Origin of the sequence: Bifidobacterium sp. ESL0728, assembly GCF_029392015.1 — a bacterium.
In the GTDB taxonomy this organism is placed as follows: domain Bacteria; phylum Actinomycetota; class Actinomycetes; order Actinomycetales; family Bifidobacteriaceae; genus Bifidobacterium.
Genome location: NZ_CP113925.1, coordinates 2,364,306 through 2,389,969 on the forward strand (window position 1 = coordinate 2,364,306; position 25,664 = coordinate 2,389,969).

The 25,664-nt window shown below is 55.5% G+C and carries 12 protein-coding genes; 10 read left to right on the forward strand and 2 right to left on the reverse strand.

Annotated features, from left to right (window positions below; all coding sequences use genetic code 11):
* Window positions 1–109 precede the first annotated feature (109 nt).
* Together OZX67_RS08885 and OZX67_RS08890 are read right to left on the reverse strand one after the other, a co-directional pair.
* Window positions 110–1,447, reverse strand: a complete 1,338-nt coding sequence (locus OZX67_RS08885; protein ID WP_277142706.1) for an aspartate aminotransferase family protein — start codon at window positions 1,445–1,447, stop codon at window positions 110–112.
* A 10-nt stretch (window positions 1,448–1,457) separates the two neighbouring features.
* Window positions 1,458–2,891 carry an amino acid permease gene (locus OZX67_RS08890; protein WP_277142708.1) on the reverse strand — a complete coding sequence of 478 codons (1,434 nt, stop codon included), beginning with the start codon at window positions 2,889–2,891 and terminating at the stop codon, window positions 1,458–1,460.
* Window positions 2,892–3,380: 489 nt separating this feature from the next.
* On the opposite strand from OZX67_RS08890, the gene nrdF reads away from it, so the two are divergent.
* The 10 genes from nrdF to OZX67_RS08940 all read left to right on the forward strand — a co-directional run bounded on the left by nrdF (window position 3,381) and on the right by OZX67_RS08940 (window position 25,600).
* Entirely contained in the window at window positions 3,381–4,433 is a 1,053-nt protein-coding gene (gene nrdF, locus OZX67_RS08895; protein WP_277142710.1) for a class 1b ribonucleoside-diphosphate reductase subunit beta, read from the forward strand.
* Between the two features lie 317 nt (window positions 4,434–4,750).
* Window positions 4,751–6,505 (forward strand): InlB B-repeat-containing protein, encoded by a 1,755-nt coding sequence (locus OZX67_RS08900; protein ID WP_277142711.1) that lies wholly within the window; start codon window positions 4,751–4,753, stop codon window positions 6,503–6,505.
* A gap of 350 nt (window positions 6,506–6,855) precedes the next feature.
* Complete coding sequence (locus OZX67_RS08905) at window positions 6,856–7,923, forward strand: 2,3-butanediol dehydrogenase (protein ID WP_277142714.1); 1,068 nt, start codon at window positions 6,856–6,858, stop codon at window positions 7,921–7,923.
* A 495-nt stretch (window positions 7,924–8,418) separates the two neighbouring features.
* Entirely contained in the window at window positions 8,419–15,306 is a 6,888-nt protein-coding gene (locus OZX67_RS08910) for an InlB B-repeat-containing protein (protein ID WP_277142716.1), read from the forward strand.
* 702 nt (window positions 15,307–16,008) lie between these two features.
* Window positions 16,009–18,390 (forward strand): leucine-rich repeat domain-containing protein, encoded by a 2,382-nt coding sequence (locus tag OZX67_RS08915; protein ID WP_277142718.1) that lies wholly within the window; start codon window positions 16,009–16,011, stop codon window positions 18,388–18,390.
* Window positions 18,391–18,836: 446 nt separating this feature from the next.
* Window positions 18,837–20,399 (forward strand): leucine-rich repeat domain-containing protein, encoded by a 1,563-nt coding sequence (locus tag OZX67_RS08920; RefSeq protein WP_277142720.1) that lies wholly within the window; start codon window positions 18,837–18,839, stop codon window positions 20,397–20,399.
* A gap of 439 nt (window positions 20,400–20,838) precedes the next feature.
* On the forward strand, window positions 20,839–21,903 hold the full coding sequence (locus OZX67_RS08925; RefSeq protein ID WP_277142723.1) for a 2,3-butanediol dehydrogenase: 1,065 nt from the start codon (window positions 20,839–20,841) through the stop codon (window positions 21,901–21,903).
* 684 nt (window positions 21,904–22,587) lie between these two features.
* On the forward strand, window positions 22,588–24,525 hold the full coding sequence (locus tag OZX67_RS08930) for a leucine-rich repeat domain-containing protein (RefSeq protein WP_277142725.1): 1,938 nt from the start codon (window positions 22,588–22,590) through the stop codon (window positions 24,523–24,525).
* Window positions 24,526–25,068: 543 nt separating this feature from the next.
* Complete coding sequence (locus OZX67_RS08935) at window positions 25,069–25,320, forward strand: type II toxin-antitoxin system RelB/DinJ family antitoxin (protein ID WP_277142728.1); 252 nt, start codon at window positions 25,069–25,071, stop codon at window positions 25,318–25,320.
* Window positions 25,313–25,600, forward strand: coding sequence for a type II toxin-antitoxin system YafQ family toxin (locus OZX67_RS08940; protein WP_277142730.1), 288 nt, complete (start codon window positions 25,313–25,315; stop codon window positions 25,598–25,600). The genes OZX67_RS08935 and OZX67_RS08940 overlap by 8 nt, the downstream gene beginning before the upstream one ends.
* Window positions 25,601–25,664: the final 64 nt, after the last annotated feature.

Below are 25,664 nucleotides of genomic sequence, written 5' to 3' on the forward strand. Positions count from 1 at the left end.
CCGCTCCAGAGCGGCATCATCGCCGCTTTACGAAACAGCCCACAACAAGAGACGGACTGTTGGCCACCCAAGGCCAACGGTCCGTCTGACTTGACTTCAATTAACTCATCTACCAGCCGATCTTGCCGGCATCTTCGGGCAGACTCAACTTACCCGCAGCCAGCTCGGCCAAAGCCTGGTCGAAGGCCTTGAATGCCCGCTGCAGCTGATCTTCGGTGATGACCAGCGGCGGCTGGAAGCGCAGGATGTAGCCGCGAAGGCTGATGATGATGACACCCAATTGATACATGCGATAAATCAGCTTGGTGGTGGCCTCCTGATCGCCCTTTCCGGTCTTGGGGTCGATGATGTCGATGCCGCCGTCGAGACCGTAGAAGCGAATGTCGCCGATGAAATCGTACTGCTCACGCTTTTTCTCGAAGTAGGCCTTGACTTCCGGTCCCAGCTTCGCCGAACGCTCGACCAAATGCTCCTGCTCCATGACGTCCAACGTGGCGTTGGCCGCAGCCGTGGTGACCGGATTGCCCGCCGTGGTATAGGTGACGGCCGGGGAACCCAAGGAATCCATGATTTCCGCGCGTCCGATGATCGCGCTCAGCGGCAGGCCGGAGGCAATGGACTTGCCGACGGTCATCAGGTCAGGCTCGAGGCCGAAGTTCTCAATGGACCACCATTTGCCGGTGCGCCCCATGCCCTGGTTGACCTCGTCAATCGCGATCACGATGCCGTGCTCATGGGCGAATTGCCAGAGGAAGTCCATATACTTTTGCGGCGCCTTGACGATGCCGCCGTCGCCCTGAATCGGCTCGATGACGATCGCGGCCACTTCCTCGGCCGGCAGATAGGTCTCGAAAGGCAGCTTGAAGGCGGCGATCATGCGCTCGACGAACTCGTCTTCGCTCTCGTGCGGCAGGCGCTCATGGATGTCGGGATACGGCACCTTCACCACTCCCGGCAGCATCGGAGCCATCTTGCGGCTCATATTGAGGCTGACCGACGAAATGGACATCGAGCCATAGGTGGAGCCATGGTAGGCACCCGTGAAGCTGACGATATACTGACGGCCGGTATAGGCGCGGGAATACTTGATGATCGCATCGTTGGCGTCCGAACCGGAATTGCCCCAGGCCACCTTGACCGGCCCGCTCATCGGCGCCAGTTTGGCGAGGCGCTGCGCCAATTCGATCTCAGGACCGCTGGCGAAATAGGCCGGCGTGTACTGGATCAGATCGGCGGCCTGCTTCTGGATCGCCTCCACGACGTGGGGGTGGCAATGGCCGGTATTGGTGGCCGACGCGCTGGCCAGCAGATCGATATAGTCATTGCCATCGGCATCGGTCAACAGGGCACCTTTGGCCTTTTGGATGACGATATCGAAATATTGGATACGCACCGCAGGAGACAGGACCTCATTTTCCTGAGCCAGTAACTGTTGATTGTTATCCAACTTCTCCTCCTTACTGCTTGCTGTTCAAAGCGGAATGTCTTATTCCGTAGCAGAAATACAGAATCAGGCCGAAGACGAACCAGCAGAACGCATAAATCTTCGCGTCGTTGCTCAACCCCAGGAATACGATCAGCGACCCCAGGAAAGCCAAGGCCGGCATCACCGGATAGAACGGCATCTTGAAGCCGGGCTCGGCGATATCCTTGCCTTCGCGCTTGCGCAGGCCGTAAATGCCCAGCGAGACGAACATGAAGGCGATGAGGGTTCCGGCCGAAATCAGCTGGCTCAGGAACGCGAACGGGAAGATGGAGCCGATGATCACGGCGAAAACCGTCAATGCCAGCAAGGCGTTGTTCGGCAGATGCCTGTTGTTGATCTTGCCCAGCCAGCGAGGAAGCAGACCGTCACGTCCGAAGGAATAGAGCAGGCGGGAACCAGCCATCATCATACCGATCAATGCGGTGAACATACCTATGCAGGCCACCGCCTGGACGATTGCGGCGATCACCCCATGGCCGCTCTTACGCAAGGCCCAGCCCACCGGTTCGGCGTTGTTGGCATAGAGCGGATAGTGGAACATGCCGACCAAGACCAACGACACGGCCGCGAACAAGATGACGGCGATAACCAAGGAGCCCAAAATTCCCCTGGGCATCGTCTTGGCGGGGTCCTTGGCCTCGGCGGAATTTGAGGCAATGGAATCAAAGCCGATATATGACAGGAAAATCATCGAGACGCCGGCATAGATACCCTGCCAGCCGCCGAAAGCCGACCCATCGGGATTGGGATGGTACTTGGGAATAAACGGGACGTAATTTTGCGGTTTGATCGCCGTGCACCCCACCACGATGAACAGCAGGACGGCCAGGACTTTCAAAACGACCAGAATGTTCTCGACCCGGCTGGTTTGGTTGGCTCCCCGAGAGAGCAGGAACGCCACGGCGAGAATGGCGATCACGGAGACCAGATCGATGATTCCTCCGTCGGTTCCAAACGGATTGGCGAGCGCCTTCGGCAATGTCAATCCCAAAGGCTCAATCAGACCACGGAAATTGGCCGATAACCCCGAACCGACGAAGGCCACGGCGATGAAATACTCCGCCAGCAGCGCCCAGCCTGCAATCCAACCGAAGAATTCGCCGAACACGACGTTGATCCAGGAATACGCCGAGCCGGCGAACGGCATCGCCGAGGCCATTTCGGCATAGGCGAACGCCACCAGACCGGCGACCACACCGGCGGCTATGAAGGAGAGCACCACCGCCGGGCCCGCATGTTGGGCCGCCACCGTTCCGGGCAGGGTGAAAATAGCCGTGGAAACGATGGTTCCCAGGCCAAGGGCCAAAAAGTCTCGCACACGCAAGGTCCGAACCAGATGGGCGTCTTTCTGTTCATAGACGCTGGGATCCTCTTTGCGGAAAATACGTTCCTTGATACTCGCCATTATTCGCCCTTCATTCCTGGATTCATTAAACGAAACATGTCAAATCGCATTGATAGCGCTAGCTATACCGCGTATTTTTCGATCCCCCGCTCTGGCCCTTAACGTACTTCATTCAATCCGGCGAGCGCATCATCAGTTCGCATAGTGAAATATGCCCCTGGCACCATTCGGGCCAGTCCGGGCAGGTGCCGCATGCTCGTCGTTCGGCTCCCTGGGCGACGGTCGGATGACAAATCCGTGTTAGCTACTTCACACCTTCGCCCCGCGTGCCGCAAAGCGAAGCTGCAACCGACGGATTACTATATATAGCGGTATTGCATTGCCTGACCACTAGATGTAGTGTTGCCGGTGTCGACGACCAACCGCTCTATGTCAACGGAATACGGGAGAATAAACCCTCCGGAACGTATTCGCGAGCAGCTGGCCCAAGCGCAAAGCGAGTACCTGTGAAACTTGAAGTACCAGAACGCCATAAAAGAAGGAACACCCATGACAAACGAGGTCAAACTCGCCGATGACAAGATGATGGCCGATTCGCTGACACCCCCGCAGTGGTCGACGGCCTTCGCGAAGGGCGCGGACCCGAACTCCATGCGCATCCGCCCCGTCAACTGGAACAACATTCAGGACGACAAGGACCTCGAGGTCTGGAACCGCCTCATCGCCAACTTCTGGCTGCCCGAGAAGGTGCCGCTTTCCAACGACATCCCTTCCTGGCGCAGCCTGACCGAGCACGAGCGGCTGACCACCGTGCGCGTCTTCACCGGCCTCACCACGCTCGACACCGAGCAGGCCACCGTGGGCGAACTCGTGCAGATCCCCGATGCGCTGACCGAGCACGAGCAGGCCATCTACACCAACATCGCCTTCATGCAGTCGGTGCACGCCCGCTCCTACTCCTCTATATTCTCCACGCTCTGCTCCTCCGAGCAGATCGACGAAGCCTATCGCTGGGCCGTGGGCAACGACCTCGTGCAGGAACGCGTGCGCATCGTCATGGAGCAGTACCAGTCCGAAGACCCGCTCAAGCGCAAGGTCGCGGCAGTGATGCTCTCCAGCCTGCTGCTCTATGCGGGCTTCTATCTGCCGCTCTACTTCTCCAGCCGTGCCAAGCTGATGAACACCGCCGACATGATTCGCTTGATTCTTCGCGACAAGGCCATTCACGGCTACTATTCCGGCTACAAGTACCAGCGCCACCTTGAGCATCGCACCGCCGCGGACCAGGAAATGCTCAAGAAGTACACGATGGACCTCTTGGACAAGCTTTACGACTTGGAAGTCAAGTATTCCGACCAGGTCTACGAAGGTTTCGATTTCATCGACGACGTGCAGGCGTTCGTGCGCTACAACGCCAACAAGACGCTGATGAACCTCGGCTACGAGGCCAAGTTCAGCGCCGCCGAAACCAAGGTGAGCCCCGAGATCATCGCCGCGCTCTCCCCCTCGGCCGACGAGAACCACGACTTCTTCTCCGGCTCCGGCTCCTCCTACGTCATCGGCAACGCCGAAGCGACCGACGATGAGGACTGGGACTTCTAGACTTCAGTCTTTGAAGATTTCCAAAATTGCCCGACCACGTGCTTCAAGCATTTGGTCGGGCAATTTGCGTATGCAGCCACAGGCCGCGTTTTATCCGACGCTACAACAAAACTATTTATCTTTGGCCAATCCGTCGTAAATTTTCAGCAAACTACCGAACGATGTTTTTTATAAATAAAAGCAGTCCTTCAAATTATTATCAGAAGATAATAATTAATAATATTATGTGTTATGCTGATTATCGTGTATGCCTAACAATGCACATTTACGCTTAAAAGCGTGCTGTATAAACGCCCAAGAAGATAAGAAGGATAGCAGTGAACAAGGATACATTATTATTACGGCACTCTCGAACAGCTCCGCAAGGAGGCAAGCTGCTGACCCTAGTAGCAGCAGCTATTGCATCCATGGCCATGCTGGTGCCGTCAAGCGCACAGGCCATCGAACCACGCACCTGCACCCCGGGCACCAGCAGCATCAGCAGCTGCTTCCCGGATGCGAACCTCGCAAGCACGGTGGCACAAAAAGTCGGCAAAAGCGCGACAGACACATTTACCACCGCCGACCAGAACGCGATCACCAGCCTGACCCACAACTCACTGGACGACGCATCGACGAAAATCACCAGCCTTGAAGGAATCCAGCATCTGCCCCATTTGCAGAGCCTCGATGTAACCGGCAACCGGATCGACACCATCAGTCAGCTAAGCGGCCTGACCGAGCTAAATTCACTGACCTTGGATGAAAACACCATCTCCGACCTCACTCCCCTTTCCGGGCTACACAACCTGACATTCCTGAGCCTGCGCCACAACACCGCCGACACCCTGGCACCGCTCAGCGGACTTACCCTGCTCAGCGACCTCAACGTCGACCAGAACCACATCATGGATCTCACACCGTTGGCGGGGCTCAGCAACCTCACCACCTTCTCGGCCCAGAACGAGCAGCTCTACATACCGACCCCGCTGCCCAAGGGCGCAACCACAGGAAGCCTAAACGTTGCCAAGGGTGTCGATGGCCACTGGATCATGCCTATCAATTACGATCCGGGTACTTCCCATACGTTCGACAATTCCACCGGCAAGGTCACCTGGACCGGCCTGACCACGCATACCACGGGTCTCTCTTTGATCCTCTACCAGTCCTTCACCCTCAACGGCAAGACCTTCATCTACACCGGGACCATCAACCAGCCCAAGGAAACCGACAACTGGAACGTGACGTTTGACGGCAACGGAGGCTCCTTCAGTATTGGAGGCGGCCAATTCAACACATCGAAACAGGAAGTCCAGGACCACCACAAGGCCACTGAACCCAACCCGCTGCCGACCCGCCCCGGATTCACGTTCCAAGGCTGGGCAACAGATGCCAACGGCACTACCGATTTCAACATGAACTCGGCCATCACGCACGATACGACCATCTACGCCAAGTGGAAGGCCGACCATTATACGGTGCACTTCGATTCCAACGGCGGCAGCTCCGTACCCGATCAGTCTGGTCTGGCCTACAACGACCACGCCACGAAGCCGACCCAGCCGACCAAGCCGGGATATGACTTCAACGGTTGGGAGACGATTGACGGCAGCGGCCACCACTCCGATTTCGATTTCAACACCCCGATCACCGGCAACACCACGCTGCACGCCAAGTGGAAAACGCATCAGGACCAGGACACCGTGCACTTCGACACCAACGGCGGCAGCCCGCTGCCTGACCAGACCGTAACGCCAGGCGGTACCATTGACAACAGCAAGAAGCCCACCAAGCCTGGCGAGCACTTCGATGGATGGCAGATCGATGATGGCCACGGCCATCTCGTCGACTTCGATCCCTCCACCCCTATCACCGGCGACATCACCCTGCACGCCAAGTGGAGCGCCATTGGCGGAGCCGCTGGCAACGCAGCGGGTGCCAACAAAAACAACAACGGGAACAACGGCGCCAAGAGCGGCCCGGGGCAGCTGGGCAAGACCGGTAGCGCCGTCCTCGGCGTCGCCGTCACCGCTCTGCTTGCGATTGCAGGCGCTTCGGCGATCACCATGCGCCGCCGCAAGGAGCAGTTCTGACGACAATGGGTTGGGACTCCTGATCCCGTAATTCGACGCAAGTCCGGTAGGGCGAAAGCCCTTATCGACAAAGATCAGGATTTCTAATCCGGCAACGCAGAAGACCGGGAAGCAGTACGGAATTTGATAATGTTCCGCATTGCTTCCCGGTCTTTTCCTGTCTACCAGCCATCCCTCTTCTCCCTATCCTTTCCTATCCTTCCCTGTCCAGACTCCCGAATCATGCTTTAATTCATTGCCAACGTTGTTTTGTTAACGTTAACGTCTTATTATTCGAACTAAGTAATACTATTTTGTATAATAAAAATGTGACGAAGGCAACAAGGCCTCCGTAAAGAAAAGGAATAACTATGAAAGCTGTTCGAATTTACGGTGAAAATGATGTACGCGTCGAAAATGTCGACATTGCCGATCCGAAGCCGGATCAGGTGCAGATCAAGGTGAAGTTCTGCGGCATCTGTGGCTCCGACCTCCATGCCTACTCCGAAGGCTGGGGCCTGCCCACCCATCCGCACCCACTGACCGGCAAGACCGTCCCGATCACGCTCGGACACGAATTCTCCGGCGAAGTCGTCAAGGTCGGCAGCGCCGTCACCGATCTCAAAGTAGGGGACGGCATTGCCGTCGAGCCGCTGCTGGCCTGCGGCAAGTGCGAGAACTGCCGCGCCGGCAACTATAACTTCTGCAACAACGTGGTGGCCGAAGACGGCGCCGGCAACTTCTTGGGATTCTCTCAAGACGGAGGCATGGCCGAATACGCCAACATCGATGACGTTTTCGCCCACAAACTGCCCGAAGGCATGGATTACGATCTCGGAGCGCTCTGCGAACCGGTCTCCGTCTCGTACGAAGGCATCAAGAAGTGCGGCCTGCGCGAAGGCGACACCGTCGCGGTGATGGGTGCAGGCCCGATCGGCCTGACCACCGCGTTGCTCGCCCGCATCGCCGGCGCGAACCGCGTCTACATCTCCGACGTCTCCGAAGTGCGCCTGGCCAAGGCCCGCGAACTCGGCTTCACCGATGTGCTCAACCCCGCCAAGCAGGATGTCAACGCGGTCATCCGCGCCGACTATCCCAACGGCGTGGACATCACCTTCGAGTGCGCCGGCGTGCAGCCCACGTTCGACACCGCGCTCAAGGTCACCCGTCGCACCGGCAAGATCCAGATCGTCGCGCTGTTCGGCAAGCCGGTGACCGTCAACTTCACCGACGACGTGATCATGCAGGGCATCGATATCTACACCACGCTGTGCTACCAGAACAGCTTCGACACCGTGCTCGGCATCATCAACGCCCATCAGGACCAGTTCAAGCCGGTCATCACCAAGAAGGTCAGCCTCGACGACGCCGTTGAAGGCATCAAGGGCTTGGCCACCGACAAGAGCCAGGTCAAGGTGATGATCGCTCCGGAGCTCTAAAGCTTCATCCGACCAAAAGGTCGGTCGATACGAAATCAGGAATGGCCGTTTTCCGCCGATTCCGGTTTTGTATCGACCGACCTTTTTGTTATCCAACGTGCGCCGAACCTGAAACTGAAGAATTTCGGCCAGAATCCCGTCGATATGAAAGCGCAGACCACTCGCCAAGGACGTCTCCTCTATTCGGTGTTTCGGCTACTTCCGATTACACCCGAGCACCGGCAATTCGTCCGGGCAAATACTAATTCTCCTTAAAAGCTTTTACATCCCACGTTCAATCATTCCTGACCGAAAATAATCAGGTATCTTTTCTCATTTTTCTGTGACTCAAACGCATCACAATAACATCATTTTTGGAAGCCAAAATACCAAAAACGAGATATGTGTCACATTTTGTAAATACATTACGTTATCATTAATCACAATATGTCATTTTGCGGCATTGCTGTCGTACAGTTGCATCATTTCGCAAGAGAGAACGATATGAGGGAAACTATGAGTACAAGGAAACAAGCGTCCGATAAAAAAGCACGTAAGGCAATCGTTGCAGGTATAGCAGCGCTCACGAGTATGGCCATGCTCATACCAACCGCCTCGGCTCAGGCGGCTCAATTCGGCACCGGCCAGCCTCCCGGAACGAGCCAGGCGAGCGCAGCCCCAGCGGCTTCCCAACCAACAGCACCATCGGCAGCAGTTACATCGCAATCGACGACGTACACTTCCCGGTCCTCAGAACCGTCGGCAGCAGCCACATCACAGCCACAATCCGAAACACCGAACGTTTCCGGAAACGCAACACAATCCGCGCGATCCACAGCACAACCAACAACAGCAACATCACAGCCGATGACCTTCCCGGCACCTTCAGGAACAATAAAGCAGCAAACACCAAGATTGGATGCAGCCCCGTCACGTCTGTCCGCAGCACCGTCGCCAGTGGACGCACGTCTGCAAGCCGCACAGCCATCACAAAGCCCAACTCTGAACAAACAAAGCATAAACGGCATAAAAGCCGCAACCTCGACGCTGCGCGATCAGGCCGGCAATCCAAGCAATCAGGCCAATAATTCAAACGCCCAAGCCGGCACGCAACAAACAAACCCCGGCAATCAGTCAGATCCGAACCAACCTGCTCCGGCCACTCCAACCGCTCAATCCAACTGCGAAATCGGCAAAAGCACCATCGCACAATGTTTCCCGGACACTGCTCTTGCAACCTCCGTCGCCCGGGCGGGAGGATGGCTGACAACCCCATCCTCCACTTTCACGCAGCAAATGATCGACAGCATCAAATCATTGTCGTCACCACTCTATCCGTATGTCAACAGCCTCGAAGGCCTGCAGTACCTCACCAACCTCACCAACATCGACTTCACGTATGGCAAAATTTCCGATCTCGAACCACTGAAAAACCTGACAAACCTCGTTAACATCGACTTGAGCTGCAACCAGATCAGCGATATCAGCAGTCTCGAGAACCTGACCAACCTCTCCTGGCTCAAACTCAACGGCGCCTACGGCACCAGCTCGCCCACGAACCAAATACATGACCTGACGCCGCTGAGAAAACTCACCAAGCTCACCACTCTCGAAGTTAAGTACAACAAGCTCTCCGACCTCAACGGCATCGAAAACCTCACGGCGCTGACCATACTCAAAGCCGACGGCAGCTCCACGGGCACAACCACCAACAATATCCGCAGCATCGCGCCGTTGAAACATCTGGGCGCGCTCACCAAGCTATCGCTCGGCAACAACGCCATTTCCGATGTCACGCCGTTTACGCAATTGAGCAATCTCACCGAACTCGATCTGTCGGGCAATAATCTCAACAGCAATCTCAAGCCTCTCGGAAAACTGGACAAGCTGAACGTTCTCGACGTGAGCAACACCGGTATCGTCACGATTGATGGGCTCAAGGCACTGGGGCCTCATTTGAGCACATTGGATATCAGCCGCAATGAAATCAGCGACCTGACGCCACTCTCCGGCTTCACCGCGCTCGACAATCTGAAGGCTTGGAACAATGAAATCAGCAATCTGACACCGCTGGCAGGGATGAAAAACATCGCCACCCTCGATCTAAGGGACAACCGTATCAACAGCGTAAAGGGATTTGCGGGACTGAAGAAACTTTACTCGATCAATCTGAGCAACAACTTGATAGAGAATATCGGATCAGACCTGGATGGGATGACCCATCTTCTAGGTCTCGATCTGAGCAAGAACAACATAAGCAGTATTACAACGAAACCGAACGGGCTGACCCACCTCAGCCAGCTCGACCTGAGCAACAACCGCATCAGCGACATCTCCGGATTGTCCGAACTCACCAGCCTGACAGAACTTGAGTTGCAAGACAATTACATCACCGACACCACCCCACTGGCCAAACTGACGTCACTTACCAAGCTCACCCTCGTCTACAACGAAATCGACAACCTCTCCGGCCTCTCAAATCTCCACGGCCTTGAAAAACGCCACGGCAAAAGCTGGAATGAAGTGGACCTCAACCTGAGCAACAACCACATCAGCGACCTCACACCGCTTTCCACACTTACCGGCCTCTCGAGCCTCGACCTGAGCAACAACCGCATCAGCGACTTGAAACCGTTGGAAACTCTCACCGACCTCGGCAGCCTCGCCAGTAAGGAAAACATGGTTTCCATCGGCAATTCAGCGCTGATACTCGACTCCAACCGCATCACCGACATCTCCCCGCTGAGCAAGCTCGTCAAGCTTCCCTGCGTCGATTTGAGAAATAACCATATCAGCGACCTCACACCGATCAAATCCATGCCGACCCTCATTGGCTTCGACCTACAGAACAACGACATCAACGACCTCACACCGCTCGCCGGCAACTCGGGCCTTGTCTCCGGCATAACCGTGGACTACTCCACCCGACGCGGCGAGCTCAATCTCAACCAGAACCACATCAGCGACCTCACACCGATCGCCAGCTTCGCCGACAATCTGGGGCAGCTCAAACTCATGCAGCAAACCATCGAGCAACCTTGGCAGCAATCGCCTGCCTCGACCACGCTCAACAGCGCAAAACTCTCTGACGGAAGTTTTGCCAAAGTCACTTCCACCAACCCGATAAAAGGGGCGACCTATGACAAGAACGCCGGCAAAGTCACATTCAGCGGCCTGAACGGTCTTAAGCAGGTATCCCTTAATTTCGAAGATATTCAACTTTTCGGCATCTACGGTTCACATGCAACCTATTCCGGTACCATCACCCGACCACTGATGGCCCGGCATACCGTGACATTCGACTATGGCTACGAAGGCTCCACCTCGACGTCATATCAAGTTTTCGACGGCGACCGAGTCTCTTACCCGTCACCGAACCGTGCAGGCTACCGGTTCGACAAGTGGCAAATCCAGCAGGACAGCAAATGGGTCGACTATAACATGACCGCCCCTGTCACGAAGGACATCACACTGAGAGCCACGTGGATAAAGCTAGAAGAACCAGTGGCATCCACATGCACCATCCTCTTCAATACCGGTGACGCACAAGTCGCCGTTCCTGCCCAGGAAATCCAATGCGGAGGCCATGCCACCTCCCCCGTGCCGCCGACATACCCCGGTTACACTTTCGGGGGATGGCAGGCCGAAAACTACGGGAGATTGGAGGTTATCAGTCTGAAGACGACGATTTTCCGGGAAGACACCACCGTTTTCGCCAAATGGATCCGCGCTTATCACACCGTCAAATTCGACACCGGCGAAGGGGGCACCTCCATCGCTTCGAGAAATGTAGCCGAGGGCGACCCCGTCGGAGCCGTGGAAAATCCCACGCGTCCCGGCTATACGTTTGTCGGCTGGCAGATAGACAACGACGGAAAGCTGACCGATTACAACACGAACGCCGCGGTGACCGACGACATCACGCTCGTCGCCAAGTGGGCACCGCTGATCCATATCGTCACTTTCTATATCGATACGGAAGCCGGCATAACCGAGACCACCAAGGTCAACGACAATACCCCCGTCACCAAGCCGGGTGACCCGACACGGGAACATTGGAAGTTTACCGGGTGGAAATACTATAACAATACCCACGATTTGATCGATTACGATTTCTCCACGCCGGTGACCACGAACCTTGCCCTCTACGCCCAATGGGAACGAATCATGAGAACGGTTTCGTTCGACACCGGCCAAGGCGGCAGCACCGTAAAGCAGATGACCGTGGCCGACGGCGACAGCTTCATCGCCCCTCCCGACCCGACGCGTCAGGGTTACGAGTTCATTTCCTGGCAGGTCAAGGACAGCAACGGGAAGCTGAGCGACTACGACTTCAGCGCCCAGGTGCTTTCGGACCTCACCCTTCACGCCAATTGGAAACGCATCGTCCACACGGTCAGCTTTGAGACCGGTGAAGGCGCGACACAGTTCAAGCCCATCAGAGTGGGCGACGGCGACGTGATAGGCGAGCTCAACAAACCGTCACGCCCTGGTTACCGCTTCCACACCTGGCTGATACGCCAAGGATCTGAACTGGTCGAATACGATACGTTTAAAACGCCGGTGACCGGCGACATCACCCTGATCGCCGATTGGACGCCCATCACCTACAAAGTGATTTTCGACGACCCGCTCAACGGCACTACATGGACAACCAACGTCGCCGAAAACGCAACACTGACCGACGTGGCACCCAAACCGACTTGTTTCGGATACACATTAGGCGGATGGAAGTTTGACCAAGACGGCCACGGCACGTTCGTCGACTACGACCTTGCCACCCCCGTCACCCACAACATCAGGCTGGTGGCCAACTGGATTCCCAACGTGTATACCGTCACCTTCGACACAGGAAAGGACGCCACCACCATAACGCCAAAGAAGGTGAAATATAACGATACCATCGGCACGGTCACCCCTCCGACCCGCAAGGGTTACACCTTCGTGTGCTGGCGAATCGACGACGGCAAAGGAAACCTGACCGACTACGACACCAGCACCCCTGTCACCGGCGACATCACCCTGTACGCCAAGTGGACGCCCACACCGTTCACCGTTACCTTCAACACCGGCGGCAAGGCAACCCCGGTAAAGAAACAATCTGTAATACCTGGGCAGACGGCCAGCGTCCCCGACAACCCGTCACTGGCGAACTACGCTTTCGGCGGTTGGAAGACCAATGCCGACTTCACCGGCGCAAACTACGATTTCTCGCAACCAGTGACCCACGACCTGACGCTTTATGCCAAATGGGTGCCGGACTGGGGCTGCACGCTTGGGCAAAGCAGTCTGATCCAGTGCGTACCCGACCGGATGCTCGCCAAAGTCATCGCCCGCAAGCTGCATATCGACGTGACATCCAAGCTCACCCAGCAATTCGTCGACTCCGTCACCGACCTGGATGCCAGCAACGCCTATGTCAGAGACCTCACCGGCATTGAAAACTTCTCGAACCTTAGAACTCTTGAACTTTCCGGCAATAGCTTGAGGAGCATCACACCGTTGGGATCGCTCAGCAAGCTCACGAGCGTCGAACTTTCCCACAACGCGATTTCCGACGCAAGTCCTCTGGCTCAGCTGCCGAATCTCGTTTCCTTCGATTTGACCCAACAAGCTTTGGACGACGATGTCATAGCGCCTCTGCCCGCAACCATCAATCTGCCGGGAATGACAAATGTGGACACCGTCAATGTCTCCTGCAGCACTAACGGATGCACCGCCACTGTCTTTGGGCCACAAAGCATCGACGTGAGAACCGTGCGCATCGACGGGCCTCTGAACGCCAAGCAGCTCGATGTTGTCTTTGACGAGTCGGGAACGGTAGGCCATGCCCAAGGCCACATCGGCGGCACCATACATGTCCAAGTCTCTCGCCCCGGCGGCGGCGATAGCGGCAGTGGCAGTGGTTCGCATAAGCCAAAACCGCCAGCACCTTCGAAAGAGCCGATATCCTACACCGTCTACTTCAACACCGAAGGCGGCAGCGAAGTCGATCCGGTGACCCTGCACGACGGGGACAAGGTGACGTCGCCCAAGACCACCCGTGAAGGCTACAAGCTCAAGGGCTGGAAGATCATCAAGGACGGCACCACCGATCTTGTCGATTACGATATGGATACCCCCGTCACGCGCGACATCACCCTGCACGCCGACTGGGTGAGGGGCGAGGCGCCAACGCCCGTGACCCATAAGGTTTCCTTCGACACCAACGGTGGCAACGCCATCGAACAGATGACCGTGAACGACGGCGAGAACCTGGAAGGCAAGGTCACACCGCCGACCCGCGAAGGCTACACCTTCAGGGGATGGCAGATCCAGCAGGACGGCAAATGGGAGGACTACGACCTTAAAACCCCCGTCACCAATGACCTCAACCTGAAGGCTCAATGGGAACAGAACACGGTTCCCGGCACACCCGACCAGCCAGGTAACCCTGATAAACCCGGCAATCCGGATCAACCAGGTAAGCCAGATCAGCCAAGTCATCCCGACAAACCCGGCAACCCGGATGCTCCCGGCAACCCGGATGCTCCCGGCAACCCCGACCAACCAGGGAACCCCGGTACTCCCGGTACTCCCGGCACTCCCGGCACTCCCGGTACTCCCGGCAATCCCGGCACTCCCGGCACTCCCGGCACTCCCGGCAATCCCGGCAATCCGAGTAACCCAGGCAATCCCGGCACGCCAGGCAACCCTGGAGAATCCGGCACTCCCGGAACCCCGTCAAAACCCGGCTCAGGAACCGGCAGCGGGAACACTGCCGACAACGGCAAGCCCGGAGCACCTTCCGGCCCGATTGCCCCCGTCTCCCCGACGCTGCCCTACCCGGCAGGAGGCAACAGCCCGGTCGCCATCGCCCAGCCCGGTCTCAGCGTGCAACCCGGTTTGGCAGGCGGGCGTTCCAACCCGGGCGCTCAGGGCGTCAGCACCAGCCGCACCGGCAATGCGGGCGGCCACAACGCCACCACCAACGGTTCTGCAAACCCGGCCGGCGCACAGAACGGCAACACCTCGACAACGCCCGCACCGCAGAACCCGGCCGACGGCGACGCCTCCCCGAACGCCACCAGCAAGCCGCGCCCGCGCCCGAAGTGCATGCCCGACGACGTGGCCCGCAGGCTCGACGCCAAGGCCAAGGCCAGCCACAAGGCCGGCTGGCTCGTCTCCGACGGCACCGCTCAGGGCGAGAACGCCGGATGGAAGGACTCCGACTACGTCGGCCTGCCCAAGTGCTCCATCGCCCAATCAGACGCCACCCCGGCCAAGAGCGTCCACAACGGCTTCAACCTCTGGTGGCTCATCCTGCTGGCCGCCATCGTACTCGCCGCGACCATCGGCTACCTGATCAAACGCCACAGCGACGCCCAACGCGCCACCGAAGCCGCACACTGGGAAGGCAGATAAAAGCGAAGAACCGAACAATCGGGTTAAATAACTGAACCAACGACAACCACAAACCCAACAGAACGCCCCGGCAACAGCAACGCTTTCGCAAACTTCGGTCAAGTGAAAACGCAAACTGTTGCCAGGGCGTTTCTCTATATTCTGGATTCGAATAAATGCCTTATAAGAAACTTCTGTACATGCAACTGTCCTATAAGTAACTGTCTCACGAGTAGGCTACCCATCAGACAGTTAATATTTAATCCTTAAGAAGCCGGTTCCGGCTGACGTGCGTAAATCGTTCGAATCGGGCTCTTTCGGCATCAGATTCGTCTCCACCGATGACCTGTATCGCAGGTTGTAAGCCGCGCGCCCAAGAGACCTCCAACTCGATTTGACTGGAAACAGGGGATGAAGCCGCCACCGTCACGCACACTTTTATGTTGGCTGCCGCAATCCCCCAACAGTCCATTGCATCCAATACCGTTTCTTACGTTCTTCGGCCGCAGCCACCGAATCATCGGGGGCGGTCACCTTCAGATACCTGCCACCAACCGTTGATACGAGCCTGGTCCGGGCCGATTATTCATTTAAAACGTTACATCCGCCACTATTTATATAATGTGTCATATATAATCAAATATTGTTAATCAGTTCGTCGATCCCAACCAGGGCACCATCGCCACAGCGCATCGGAACAGACACAAGAGAACGAAGAAGATCATGAGCGGAAAGCACAGCCAAGGGAAACCTCGCACACACAAGTTCGTAGTCGCATCGATCGCGGCCATAGCCGGCATCGCGATGCTCGCACCCACCGTCGGCGCCATGGCCGGCGAAACCACGCCAGCCCAGCAGGCCGAGACCCAATCCAGCACACAGGCGCCAAACCCAGCAAGCGCCGCACCCTCCAGCTCAGCCACGGGCGCAAGCCCCGCAGCCACCGAGCCTACCCCCGACAAAGCCAATACGAAGCAGGACGCGAAAATCACGGTAAAGCAGGGCAGGGAAACGAGGACAGACAGCCTCAATCGGGCACAAGACGATACAACGAGCGCCGAGAAAGCAGCTCCCGAATCAAAGACGACGACCTCAGGCAGCCGTTCGATCACCAAGCCGAGCAAGGCCCAGCTCACCCCGCGCACCCTGCAGCCATCCGCCCAAGGTCCGACCCCCGGCCCGCGAAGCACTTGCATTGTCAATACCAGCACCATCGCTCAGTGCTTCCCCGACCCCGCCCTCGCCGACATGATAGCCAGACAAGAAAGCGCTACGACCACCTCCGTATTCACACAAAGTATGGTCGACAGTACAACCAATGTCGGGGGAATAGGAGACATCCAAAGTCTTGACGGATTGGAGAACCTGCCCAATCTTCGAATCATCAACTTCGGCGGCAACCACATCAACGATATCAGTGCCCTGGCGACCCTCACCAACCTCACCGATGTCGATCTCATGGACAACCAAATCACGAACATCTCAGCATTGAGAAATCTCACCAACCTCACCGAGCTCAGCCTCTATTACAACGAGATAACCGATATCAGCCCGTTGAGCAACCTCACCGGCCTCACCACGCTCTACCTCTACAGCAATAAAATCAATGACATCTCGCCGCTGACGAACCTCACCAACCTCACCGAGCTTTATCTCAACCAAAACCACATCAGCAACGTCACACCCTTGGCCGGCATGAGGGCTCTCGAAAAGCTCGACATCTCAAGCAATTCAATCACCAACATCAGTACACTTTCCAGTCTCACCAGTCTCAAAACCCTCGGTGCCAACAGGAATGAAATCACTGATTTTTCTCCGCTCAGACCCTTGGCACCCACTTTGGGTAGCCTCGATCTGAGCTATACCAAGAGCCACGACTTGCGCCCGCTGGCAGGCCTCACCAATCTTTACAGCCTTAGTCTGGTCGACGACAAAGTCGTCAATTCGGACCTCAACCAGCTGAGCGGTTTGGTCAATCTCGGCTATCTCGATCTCGACAAGAACGACATCAGCGACATCACCCCGTTGCGAAGCCTGACCAAAATGCTCGAATTCGAATTCAATGACAACAAGGTCGCCGACATCTCCATCCTGAGGAACTTTACGAAGCTCTCGGAAATCCATATGGACAACAACCTGTTTGACGGCATTGAGGAGCTGACTGGTCTGAGCCAGCTCGATGACGTCTCAGTCTCCAACGACAAGGTCAGCGACCTCACACCGCTCACAAATAAGACCCAACTCCGCATGCTTTATTTCGATAATGATACGGTCAGCGACCTCACACCTCTGCAGAACGACAAGGACCTCGACTGGATCTCCGGCTACAACAACAAAATCACCAGCATCGCCCCGCTGGCGGATCATCAATGGCTAGACATCATGGCGCTCGGAGGCAACGCCATCAGCGACATCACCCCTGCGGCCCATCTTTCGAGTCTGGACCGTTTCTATATGTCAGGCAACCACATCAGCGACGTCACACCGTTGGCAAGTGATACAGCTTTGACGCAAGTCCAAATCGGCGGCAACGCTATCAGCGACCTCTCTCCCTTGAAGACATTGACCAATGTCAGTACCATCTACGCAGAAAATCAGCATGTCGAATTGCCTGCGATGAGTTCGTGGCCCCTGACCATCGAAACCGCCAAAAACGTCGACGGCTCCCACGTCGCGCCCACCACTCTTACCCAATCGGGCATGTCTTACGACCCAACTACCGGAATCGCCAGCTGGATGAGAAGCGACCTCGGCCCTGACTTGACGGCAACCCTGTCCTTCAGCTCCGTTTATGGCGCCAGCGGGCCAATCGACAGCGATTTCACCGGCACCATCACGCGCAAATACGTAGACCCGGCCACAACCCCTGCCCCTGCACCGACGCCGGCACCAGGCACCACAACACCAGCTCCATCACAGAAACAACCGGCACCGCAACAACAGCAGCAAGCATCAAAAACCGCTCAGAAAGCCAATTCGGCCTCTGGCCAACCGCTTGCGACTACCGGCAGCGTCGTGCTCCCCACCATCTTGGCAATGGCAGTTCTCATGGTTGCAGGAACAGTAACAGTTGTTGCAGTCCGCGCCAAGAAACACCAGGCATAAGCCACCGCAAACCCAACAGAACGCCCCGGCAACAGCAACGCTTTCGCAAACTTCGGTCAAGTGAAAACGCAAACTGTTGCCGGGGCGTTTCTCATGTTTCAGCCGGTTCCAGCTGACATGTGTAAATCGTTCGAATCCGACTCTTTCGGATTGAAGTTTGTCTCGACCGACGAGATACGCCAAAGTCCGCAGGCCACGAAACCGTCATCGTCTGCCCGGTGTCGCACCGTAATCGGCGACTTGTTGCCAACAGTCGACTTTAAATAAATACCGCTCAGCCCCAAATCGAGATGGTTTACCGTCCATCGTTCTCTATAAAACGTTATACTGATCATTTTTATCCATTATGCTAACTATAATCAAAAAATGATGGGCCTGTGCGTTTACCGCTAAGTCCAAAGTTGTAATACTTATATAAAGACAGCTAAAAGAGAACGAAGGGGATCATGAGCGGAAAGCACAGTGAAGGAAAACCTCGCGCACACAAGTTCGCGCTCGCAGCGATTGCGGCCATAGCCGGCATCGCGATGCTCGCACCCACCGTCGGCGCCATGGCCAGCGAAACCAAGCCAGCCCAGCAGGTCGAAACCCAAGCCAGCACGCAGACGGCAAACCAGCAGCCTGAAACCCAAACCGGCACGCAGAAAGCTGGCCAGACGAGCACCAAAGCCACGCCCGCACCAATCAAGAGCACCGACCCAGAGATCGCCAGTGCACAAGACGGTGAGAAAAAGGCCGCGAAGCCGGCAACGGGCGAACAGCCTTCTGCAACCCAGCAAAGCAAGCAGCCTTCAACGATCCAAAGCAAGCAGTCTGAAAGCCTGACCAGGCAGTCGAGAGCCCCGCAAAGTCTTCAACCTTCCACCCAGGAGTTGACCCCCGGCCCGCAAAGCGGCTGCACCGTCAACACCAGCACCATCGCCGACTGCTTCCCGGATTCTGTGCTTGCAGACCTTGTGGCCGACGAAGCCGGCACGAGCGTCACAGCCACTTTTACCTCGACAATTGCTTCGAGCATCACATCCATCATCGACGAGGACGCTGGAATTACCAACCTCAGCGGAGTCGAGTTTCTCACCAATCTCAGCCTGCTGAATATTAGCCAGAACCACGTCAGCAATCTCACGCCGATCAAAAACCTCACCAACCTCACCTCGCTGGAAATCGACAGGAACCCGATCAGTAGCATGGCACCCGTCAACGGCCTCACCAACCTCACCTACCTGGATATCGAGGACACCGGCACCCACAGCATCGAGCCTTTCGCCAACCTCACCAACCTGACGACGCTGGACCTCTGCTACAATCCGTTCACCGACCTCTCACCAATCAAAAAACTCACCAACCTTGATACCATCTTCTTCCACGACACCCCAATCAGTGACATCACGCCACTCAAAGGACACACCAAGCTTCAAACGGTGCGCTTTTACAAAGACAGAGTCGCCGATATCACGCCCTTGAAAGATTTACCCAACCTCACTGATTTTTGGGCCGACGAGCAAACCGTCACGCTTCCCGATTCCAACACCTGGCCTCTGGACCTCAGCACCGCGAAATTCGAAGACGGCTCGTTCATCGCCCCGACCTTGGTCACCGCGTCAGGCACGTACAACGCAGCCACTGGTATCGCTTCCTGGACCAAGGAAGCCCTGAATGGCGGAAACACGGCCTCCATGAGCTTCACCCAAGACGTCATGCGCGGTGGAGAAAGCGTGGGCGCCTTCGCTGGCACCATCACACGCAAGTATGTGCCCGGAGCTCCGGCACCAGCCCCTGCACCCAAACCAACTCCTACGCCCGCACCTGCACCTAAACCAGCCCCACAGAAGCAGCCCGCACCTGCCACACCTGCTCCTAAGCCTGCACCAAAGTCGCAAGCTGCTCCCAGCCAGCCGCTTGCGACTACCGGCAGCGCGGTGCTTCCAATCGCCCTGATTGTCACAGCCCTCCTGCTCGCAGGAACCACAATTATTCTTGTTGCCCAAGCCAGGAAGCATACGGCATAAAGCAACAAACCCAACAGCGACGCCTCGGCAACTGCAACGCTTCCCAGCCAACCACATGGGAATGCAGTTAGTTGCCGTGGCGTTTTCATTTATCCGTCAAACACCAGCGGATGCTCACGCGTCAGCCTTGATGAATTCGAAAAGGTACCTTCCATTGAGGTTGAGTACCTTTTCTTGATGCTGAAAACTGATATATTAAACGAAAAACAACGTAATGTGACAACAATCACGTTTACTGAAATGTATCACAGGAAATGAAACCTATCAATTCCAAAACGGCCAAAAATCAACGATTCTTGACATGAAATATTATTTAAAAAAACAAAATTTTCATCAAATTCAACAATTTTCACATATATGCATGTTTAAATCCAAAGCAAACGTTTTATATACTGTGCAAAGAGCACAGAGGCTCTCAAACCTACGAAAGGAATCAAAGATGAAAGCTGTTCGCATTTATGGTCAGGGAGACGTTCGCGTCGAAGACATCGCCATCGATGAACCAAAGCCGGATCAAGTACAAATCAAGGTGAAGGCCTGCGGCATTTGCGGTTCCGATCTTCACGCCTACACTTCCGGCTGGGGTCTGCCAACGCATCCGCACCCACTGACTGGCAAGACCGTCCCCGTGACCTTCGGCCATGAGTTCTCGGGCGAGGTCGTCAAGGTCGGCAGCGCCGTTACCGATCTCAAGGTCGGAGATCCGGTTGCCGTCGAACCGCTGTTTATGTGCGGCAAGTGCCCGGCCTGCCGTGAAGGCAACTACAACTTCTGCTACAAGGTCCAGGCCGATGACGGCGCCGGCAACTTCCTCGGCTTCTCCGACGATGGCGGCATGGCCGAATATGCCAACATCGACGACGTCTTCGCCCACAAGCTGCCCGAAGGCATGGATTACGAGCTCGGCGCACTGTGCGAACCGGTCTCCGTGGTCTACGAGGCCATCAAGCGCTCCGGTCTGCGCGAAGGCAACACCGTCGCGGTTATGGGTGCCGGCCCGATCGGCCTGCTGGCCGCAGTGCTCGCCCGCATCGCCGGCGCGAACCAGGTTTACATCTCCGATGTCGCCGAAGTCCGTCTGGCCAAGGCCCGCGAACTCGGCTTCACCGACGTGCTCAATCCCGCCAAGCAGGACGTCAAGGCCGAAATCCAGAAGAAGTGCCCGAACGGCGTCGACATCGCCTTCGAGTGCGCTGGCGTGCAGGCCACCTTCGACACCGCGCTGAGCGTCACGAAGCGTACCGGCAAGCTGCAGCTCGTCGCGCTCTCCAAGCCGCTGACCGTCAACTTCACCGATGACGTGATCATGCAGGGCATCGACATCACCACCACCCTCGCCTATGAGAACAGCTTCCCGACCGTGATCGGCATCATCAATGCCCATCAGGACCAGTTCAAGCCGGTCATCACCAAGCGCGTCAGCCTCGACGATGCCATCGACGGTGTCAAGGCGCTGGCAAGCGACAAGGAGCAGGTCAAGATCATGATCGAGCCGGAACTCTAAAGTTCCGCTCGTCTCGTTGGGTGGGAAAGCCTCGCACAGTTTGGCTTTCTCACCCAACCCAACTTTCAAAACACCTCCGACATCGGAAAAATCGCAACCCTTTGATTAGCAGGGGATTCGTTCGACCGTGTCGGAGGCGTTTTCATGCCCGCTTTCCAGGAAATCATTTTCCGTCATTCGCAATTCAGATCTGTAACGCTTTGCACTGATCGCCTTAGCCACATCGCCATACTTTGGAAGCAAGACTCGCTCCGCCCAAACCGTCACTCAAATTTCTTCATGACAAGATTATCGAATCGCCGAATCCGGCTGGACAGAAAAATATGGCCAGAAATATAAAAGCAAATACATCAATATCGAAAAAGTGAGTCTTCTTCGAGCTTATACGCTCATAAAATTGTTGTTTTTATTGCAGAAAATCAGGTAACGTCAAACGTTTTATATTTTATTTGGACTAATCTAATATCTTGCTAAAAAGGAATATAATTGCCGGAATAACAACAATTTTCTTTGCCAAAAGAGGCCGGATACTCAATTGCGCATTCACTCAACGTCAAATTTTTGATTTTTTACTCATTCGGTAATATAATCATTGAAAAGTACGTTAGAACTATAATTCATATGCAAGTTTCACGACGATTTATTATTAATTTGTCGCAAAAAGTGTGGGTGGAAGCATCGAAGATGAATGAGATCCGTGGGAGACTTTCTGGTATCAAGTCCAATATCGGGCGAGTAGCATATCTCATTGTTTCCATAACCGTTGCGGTTTCGATGTTCGCCGCCATGCCCATCAACGACGGCCAGGCATCCGCAGTTGGTGTCGGCACTCAAGACAGCACATGCGCCATCGGCAGCTCCACCATCGCCCAATGCTTCCCCGACCCTAATCTTGCGGCCATGATAGCGGAAGTCACCACAGGCTCAGCCAAGAATACCGGCGATCCGTTCACCCAGTACAAAATCGACAACACCAAGAGGCTTCAATATGGTTCCGGCAAATCGATAACCAACCTTTCAGGACTGCAATATCTCACCAATCTGATAATACTCGATTTGGGCAGTAACCAAATCACCGACATCACACCAATTGCTAGCCTCGTCAATCTGCAGGAGCTCGACCTCAGCGGCAACCGGATCTCCGACATCTCACCGCTTAACCGACTTGTCAATTCGAATAGCCCTCGATTCGGCGGCGGCGGAGCAACGCTCAAAACACTGGATCTCGGCAGTAACCAAATCAGCGACCTGAGCCCGCTGGAGCTTGACAACACCGACCCGATGACCCTCAGCAACCTTTCCAATCTCGACCTGAGCCAAAACAACGTGAGTGACGTAGCGCCGTTGGCCAGCCTCTATAACCTCGAGAATCTCAATCTATCGCAAAACCACATCGCCAACCTCCAGCCATTCGCGAAAACCGGCAACATTACGCCACTCAGTAACACCAACTCCCTGAATCTCAGCAATAACGACATCACCGACCCTCAACCGCTGAAGGACCTCACCCACGGCAATATTAACCTTGCGAACAACAACATCAGCGATTGCAGCGCGTTCAGCAACAAAGGAAGCGGCGACCTCAACCTCGCCAACAACCACGTCAGCGACATCAGGCCGCTGCACAGCCTAATCAGCAACTCGGTACTATCGGGCGCAACGATAACGCTCACCGGCAATCAGATTCTCGACGTTTCCTCGCTGAAAGACGTCAACGACATCCATAGCGCAATCCTCACGAACCAGCGCATCGCATTCCCCGAAAAAACGATTTCGGCCAGCACCAAAACTTCGGCGCAATCCGCGGTGACAGCAGCTTCCAAAACGTCACCCAAGTCAATATCTGAGTCAATGAATCCACATGAATCAGCGGTACCGTCTTCGCAATCAGAATCTTCAACGGAGTCGGCAGCGCCCGAATCCGAATCGAGCGGCCCGAACGGTTCGAACGGTTCAGGCACGGCCTACGAATCTGCCGCTTCGCCTCTGCTGCGTTCCGCACCCACCAGCGTCAGCCTGCCCACAGCCAAAACGAAATGCGGCAACTACGTAGCCCCAAAGAACATCACCCCGTCCTCCGGAGTCTATGACCCCACTGCAGGAACCGTGACCTGGAGCAATCTCGACACTTCGGTACGTGGCGTCTCCTTTACTTTCGACACGACGATTCCGTGCCCCTGCTACCCTGAAGTGCAATACAATGGCGATGTTTCGAGTCTGCTTCGCGTAGAGCCGGCATCCCCGAGTCCCAGCCCGGAACCGCCGAGCCCCGGCCCCGGCCCGACGCCGCCAACGCATGGCCCGAACAACCCAACACCACCGAACCCAAATCCAGGCACTACCCCACCGCCCTCGCAAGGTCCTATGCCACCCGCTTCCGGCCCTTCACCAAACCAGGCTCCCGGCGCGAACCCATCTTCGCACCACAATCCAGCTACGGCATCAACACCAGTCGGCGGCTCAGCTCCTGCTTCGAAACAACCGCAGACATCGGCGCCCGGCGGCGCCAAACCGAAATTGGCCGAAACGGGAACGCCCGTCACTGCCGCGATATTCGCCACGCTTGCTTCCGCAGTATCCGGTATAGGAATCGAGCTTTCCAGAAAATCTCAAAAAGACTGATCACGGCCTGCAACGCAGTCTCCCTAAGATCCTGCGTACGGTCTACACGCACTTTCATGAGAGCTTATACTCACCCCGAGTAAAGTGTATCGCATTCCCGCTATTCGTCGGTCAATCGCTACCAGCTACCAGCCTTTTACAGCACTTTGCCGGCTTTGTTCTTCATGTCCGTATTGCATGATCCATAACCCTAAAATTCACAAATCGATAAATAGCGGCATGTGAACTTTCAACGATGTCAACAATCTAATGGATGAGCTCAATAATGTTGAACCCATCCCGCTGACCCGCCATTCCCAGGGAATGCAAGCTCATTGGCCAAGACATTGCAATGAGGTAATTCATGCGGACCGAGCCGGCTGAATCCTACAACCGCGTAAGCAGCGCAGAAGCCGGGTCTCGTGAAACACGAGGACATCCGGCTCCCACTTCCATACCTCCTCGAAGGCAGGCTTAGTTATTAGTAAAACAGATTAAATAAAAAGTAATTCGTCATGCTATAATAGATACATTGTATGAAAACAAGACATACAGGAGATTATTATGAGCAGCGCAACTATTGCGGTACGTACTGACCCGGAAGTCAAGAAGGAAGCCCAGGATGTGTTTAAAAGCATCGGTCTGGATATGAGCGGGGCCATCAATATCTTTCTCCGTCAAGTCATCAGCGACCAAGGCTTGCCATTCCAGCCGAAGCGCAATGCTTTCGAAACCCGTATACAAAAGGCCATGAACAGCGGCACGCGAACTTTCGATAATGTTGACGATCTGATGGATGAATTACGAAATGCTTAAGCACGTCACACGAACTGGAACATTCCTCAAGGATGTCAAAAAACTCAAACGCAAACATTTCAATCTTGACAAGCTCGATTACGTCATCCAACTACTAATAAAACAAGACACAGCAATCTTAATACATGAATACAACGACCATGCTCTCAAAGGCAACCTTCGCACCTTCCGCGAACTCCATATCGAACCTGATTGGCTTCTGGTGTATCAAATCGAGCACGGTACATTAACACTCGTTCTCGTAGAAACAGGTAGTCACAAACAGCTGCTAGGCAGATAGAAAACTATAGAATAAACCCGAATTCGCAATAAAATCACACATTGAGATAGACTAATATTCATTG

Bases quoted from the DNA above. Each gene is read 5' to 3' on its own strand.
- OZX67_RS08915 (WP_277142718.1), top strand. From the start codon at position 16,009: ATGAGCGGAAAGCACAGCCAAGGGAAACCTCGCACACACAAGTTCGTA.
- OZX67_RS08930 (WP_277142725.1), top strand. From the start codon at position 22,588: ATGAATGAGATCCGTGGGAGACTTTCTGGTATCAAGTCCAATATCGGG.
- OZX67_RS08910 (WP_277142716.1), top strand. From the start codon at position 8,419: ATGAGTACAAGGAAACAAGCGTCCGATAAAAAAGCACGTAAGGCAATC.
- OZX67_RS08920 (WP_277142720.1), top strand. From the start codon at position 18,837: ATGAGCGGAAAGCACAGTGAAGGAAAACCTCGCGCACACAAGTTCGCG.
- OZX67_RS08905 (WP_277142714.1), top strand. From the start codon at position 6,856: ATGAAAGCTGTTCGAATTTACGGTGAAAATGATGTACGCGTCGAAAAT.
- OZX67_RS08940 (WP_277142730.1), top strand. From the start codon at position 25,313: ATGCTTAAGCACGTCACACGAACTGGAACATTCCTCAAGGATGTCAAA.
- nrdF (WP_277142710.1), top strand. From the start codon at position 3,381: ATGACAAACGAGGTCAAACTCGCCGATGACAAGATGATGGCCGATTCG.
- OZX67_RS08925 (WP_277142723.1), top strand. From the start codon at position 20,839: ATGAAAGCTGTTCGCATTTATGGTCAGGGAGACGTTCGCGTCGAAGAC.
- OZX67_RS08890 (WP_277142708.1), bottom strand. From the start codon at position 2,891: ATGGCGAGTATCAAGGAACGTATTTTCCGCAAAGAGGATCCCAGCGTC.
- OZX67_RS08935 (WP_277142728.1), top strand. From the start codon at position 25,069: ATGAGCAGCGCAACTATTGCGGTACGTACTGACCCGGAAGTCAAGAAG.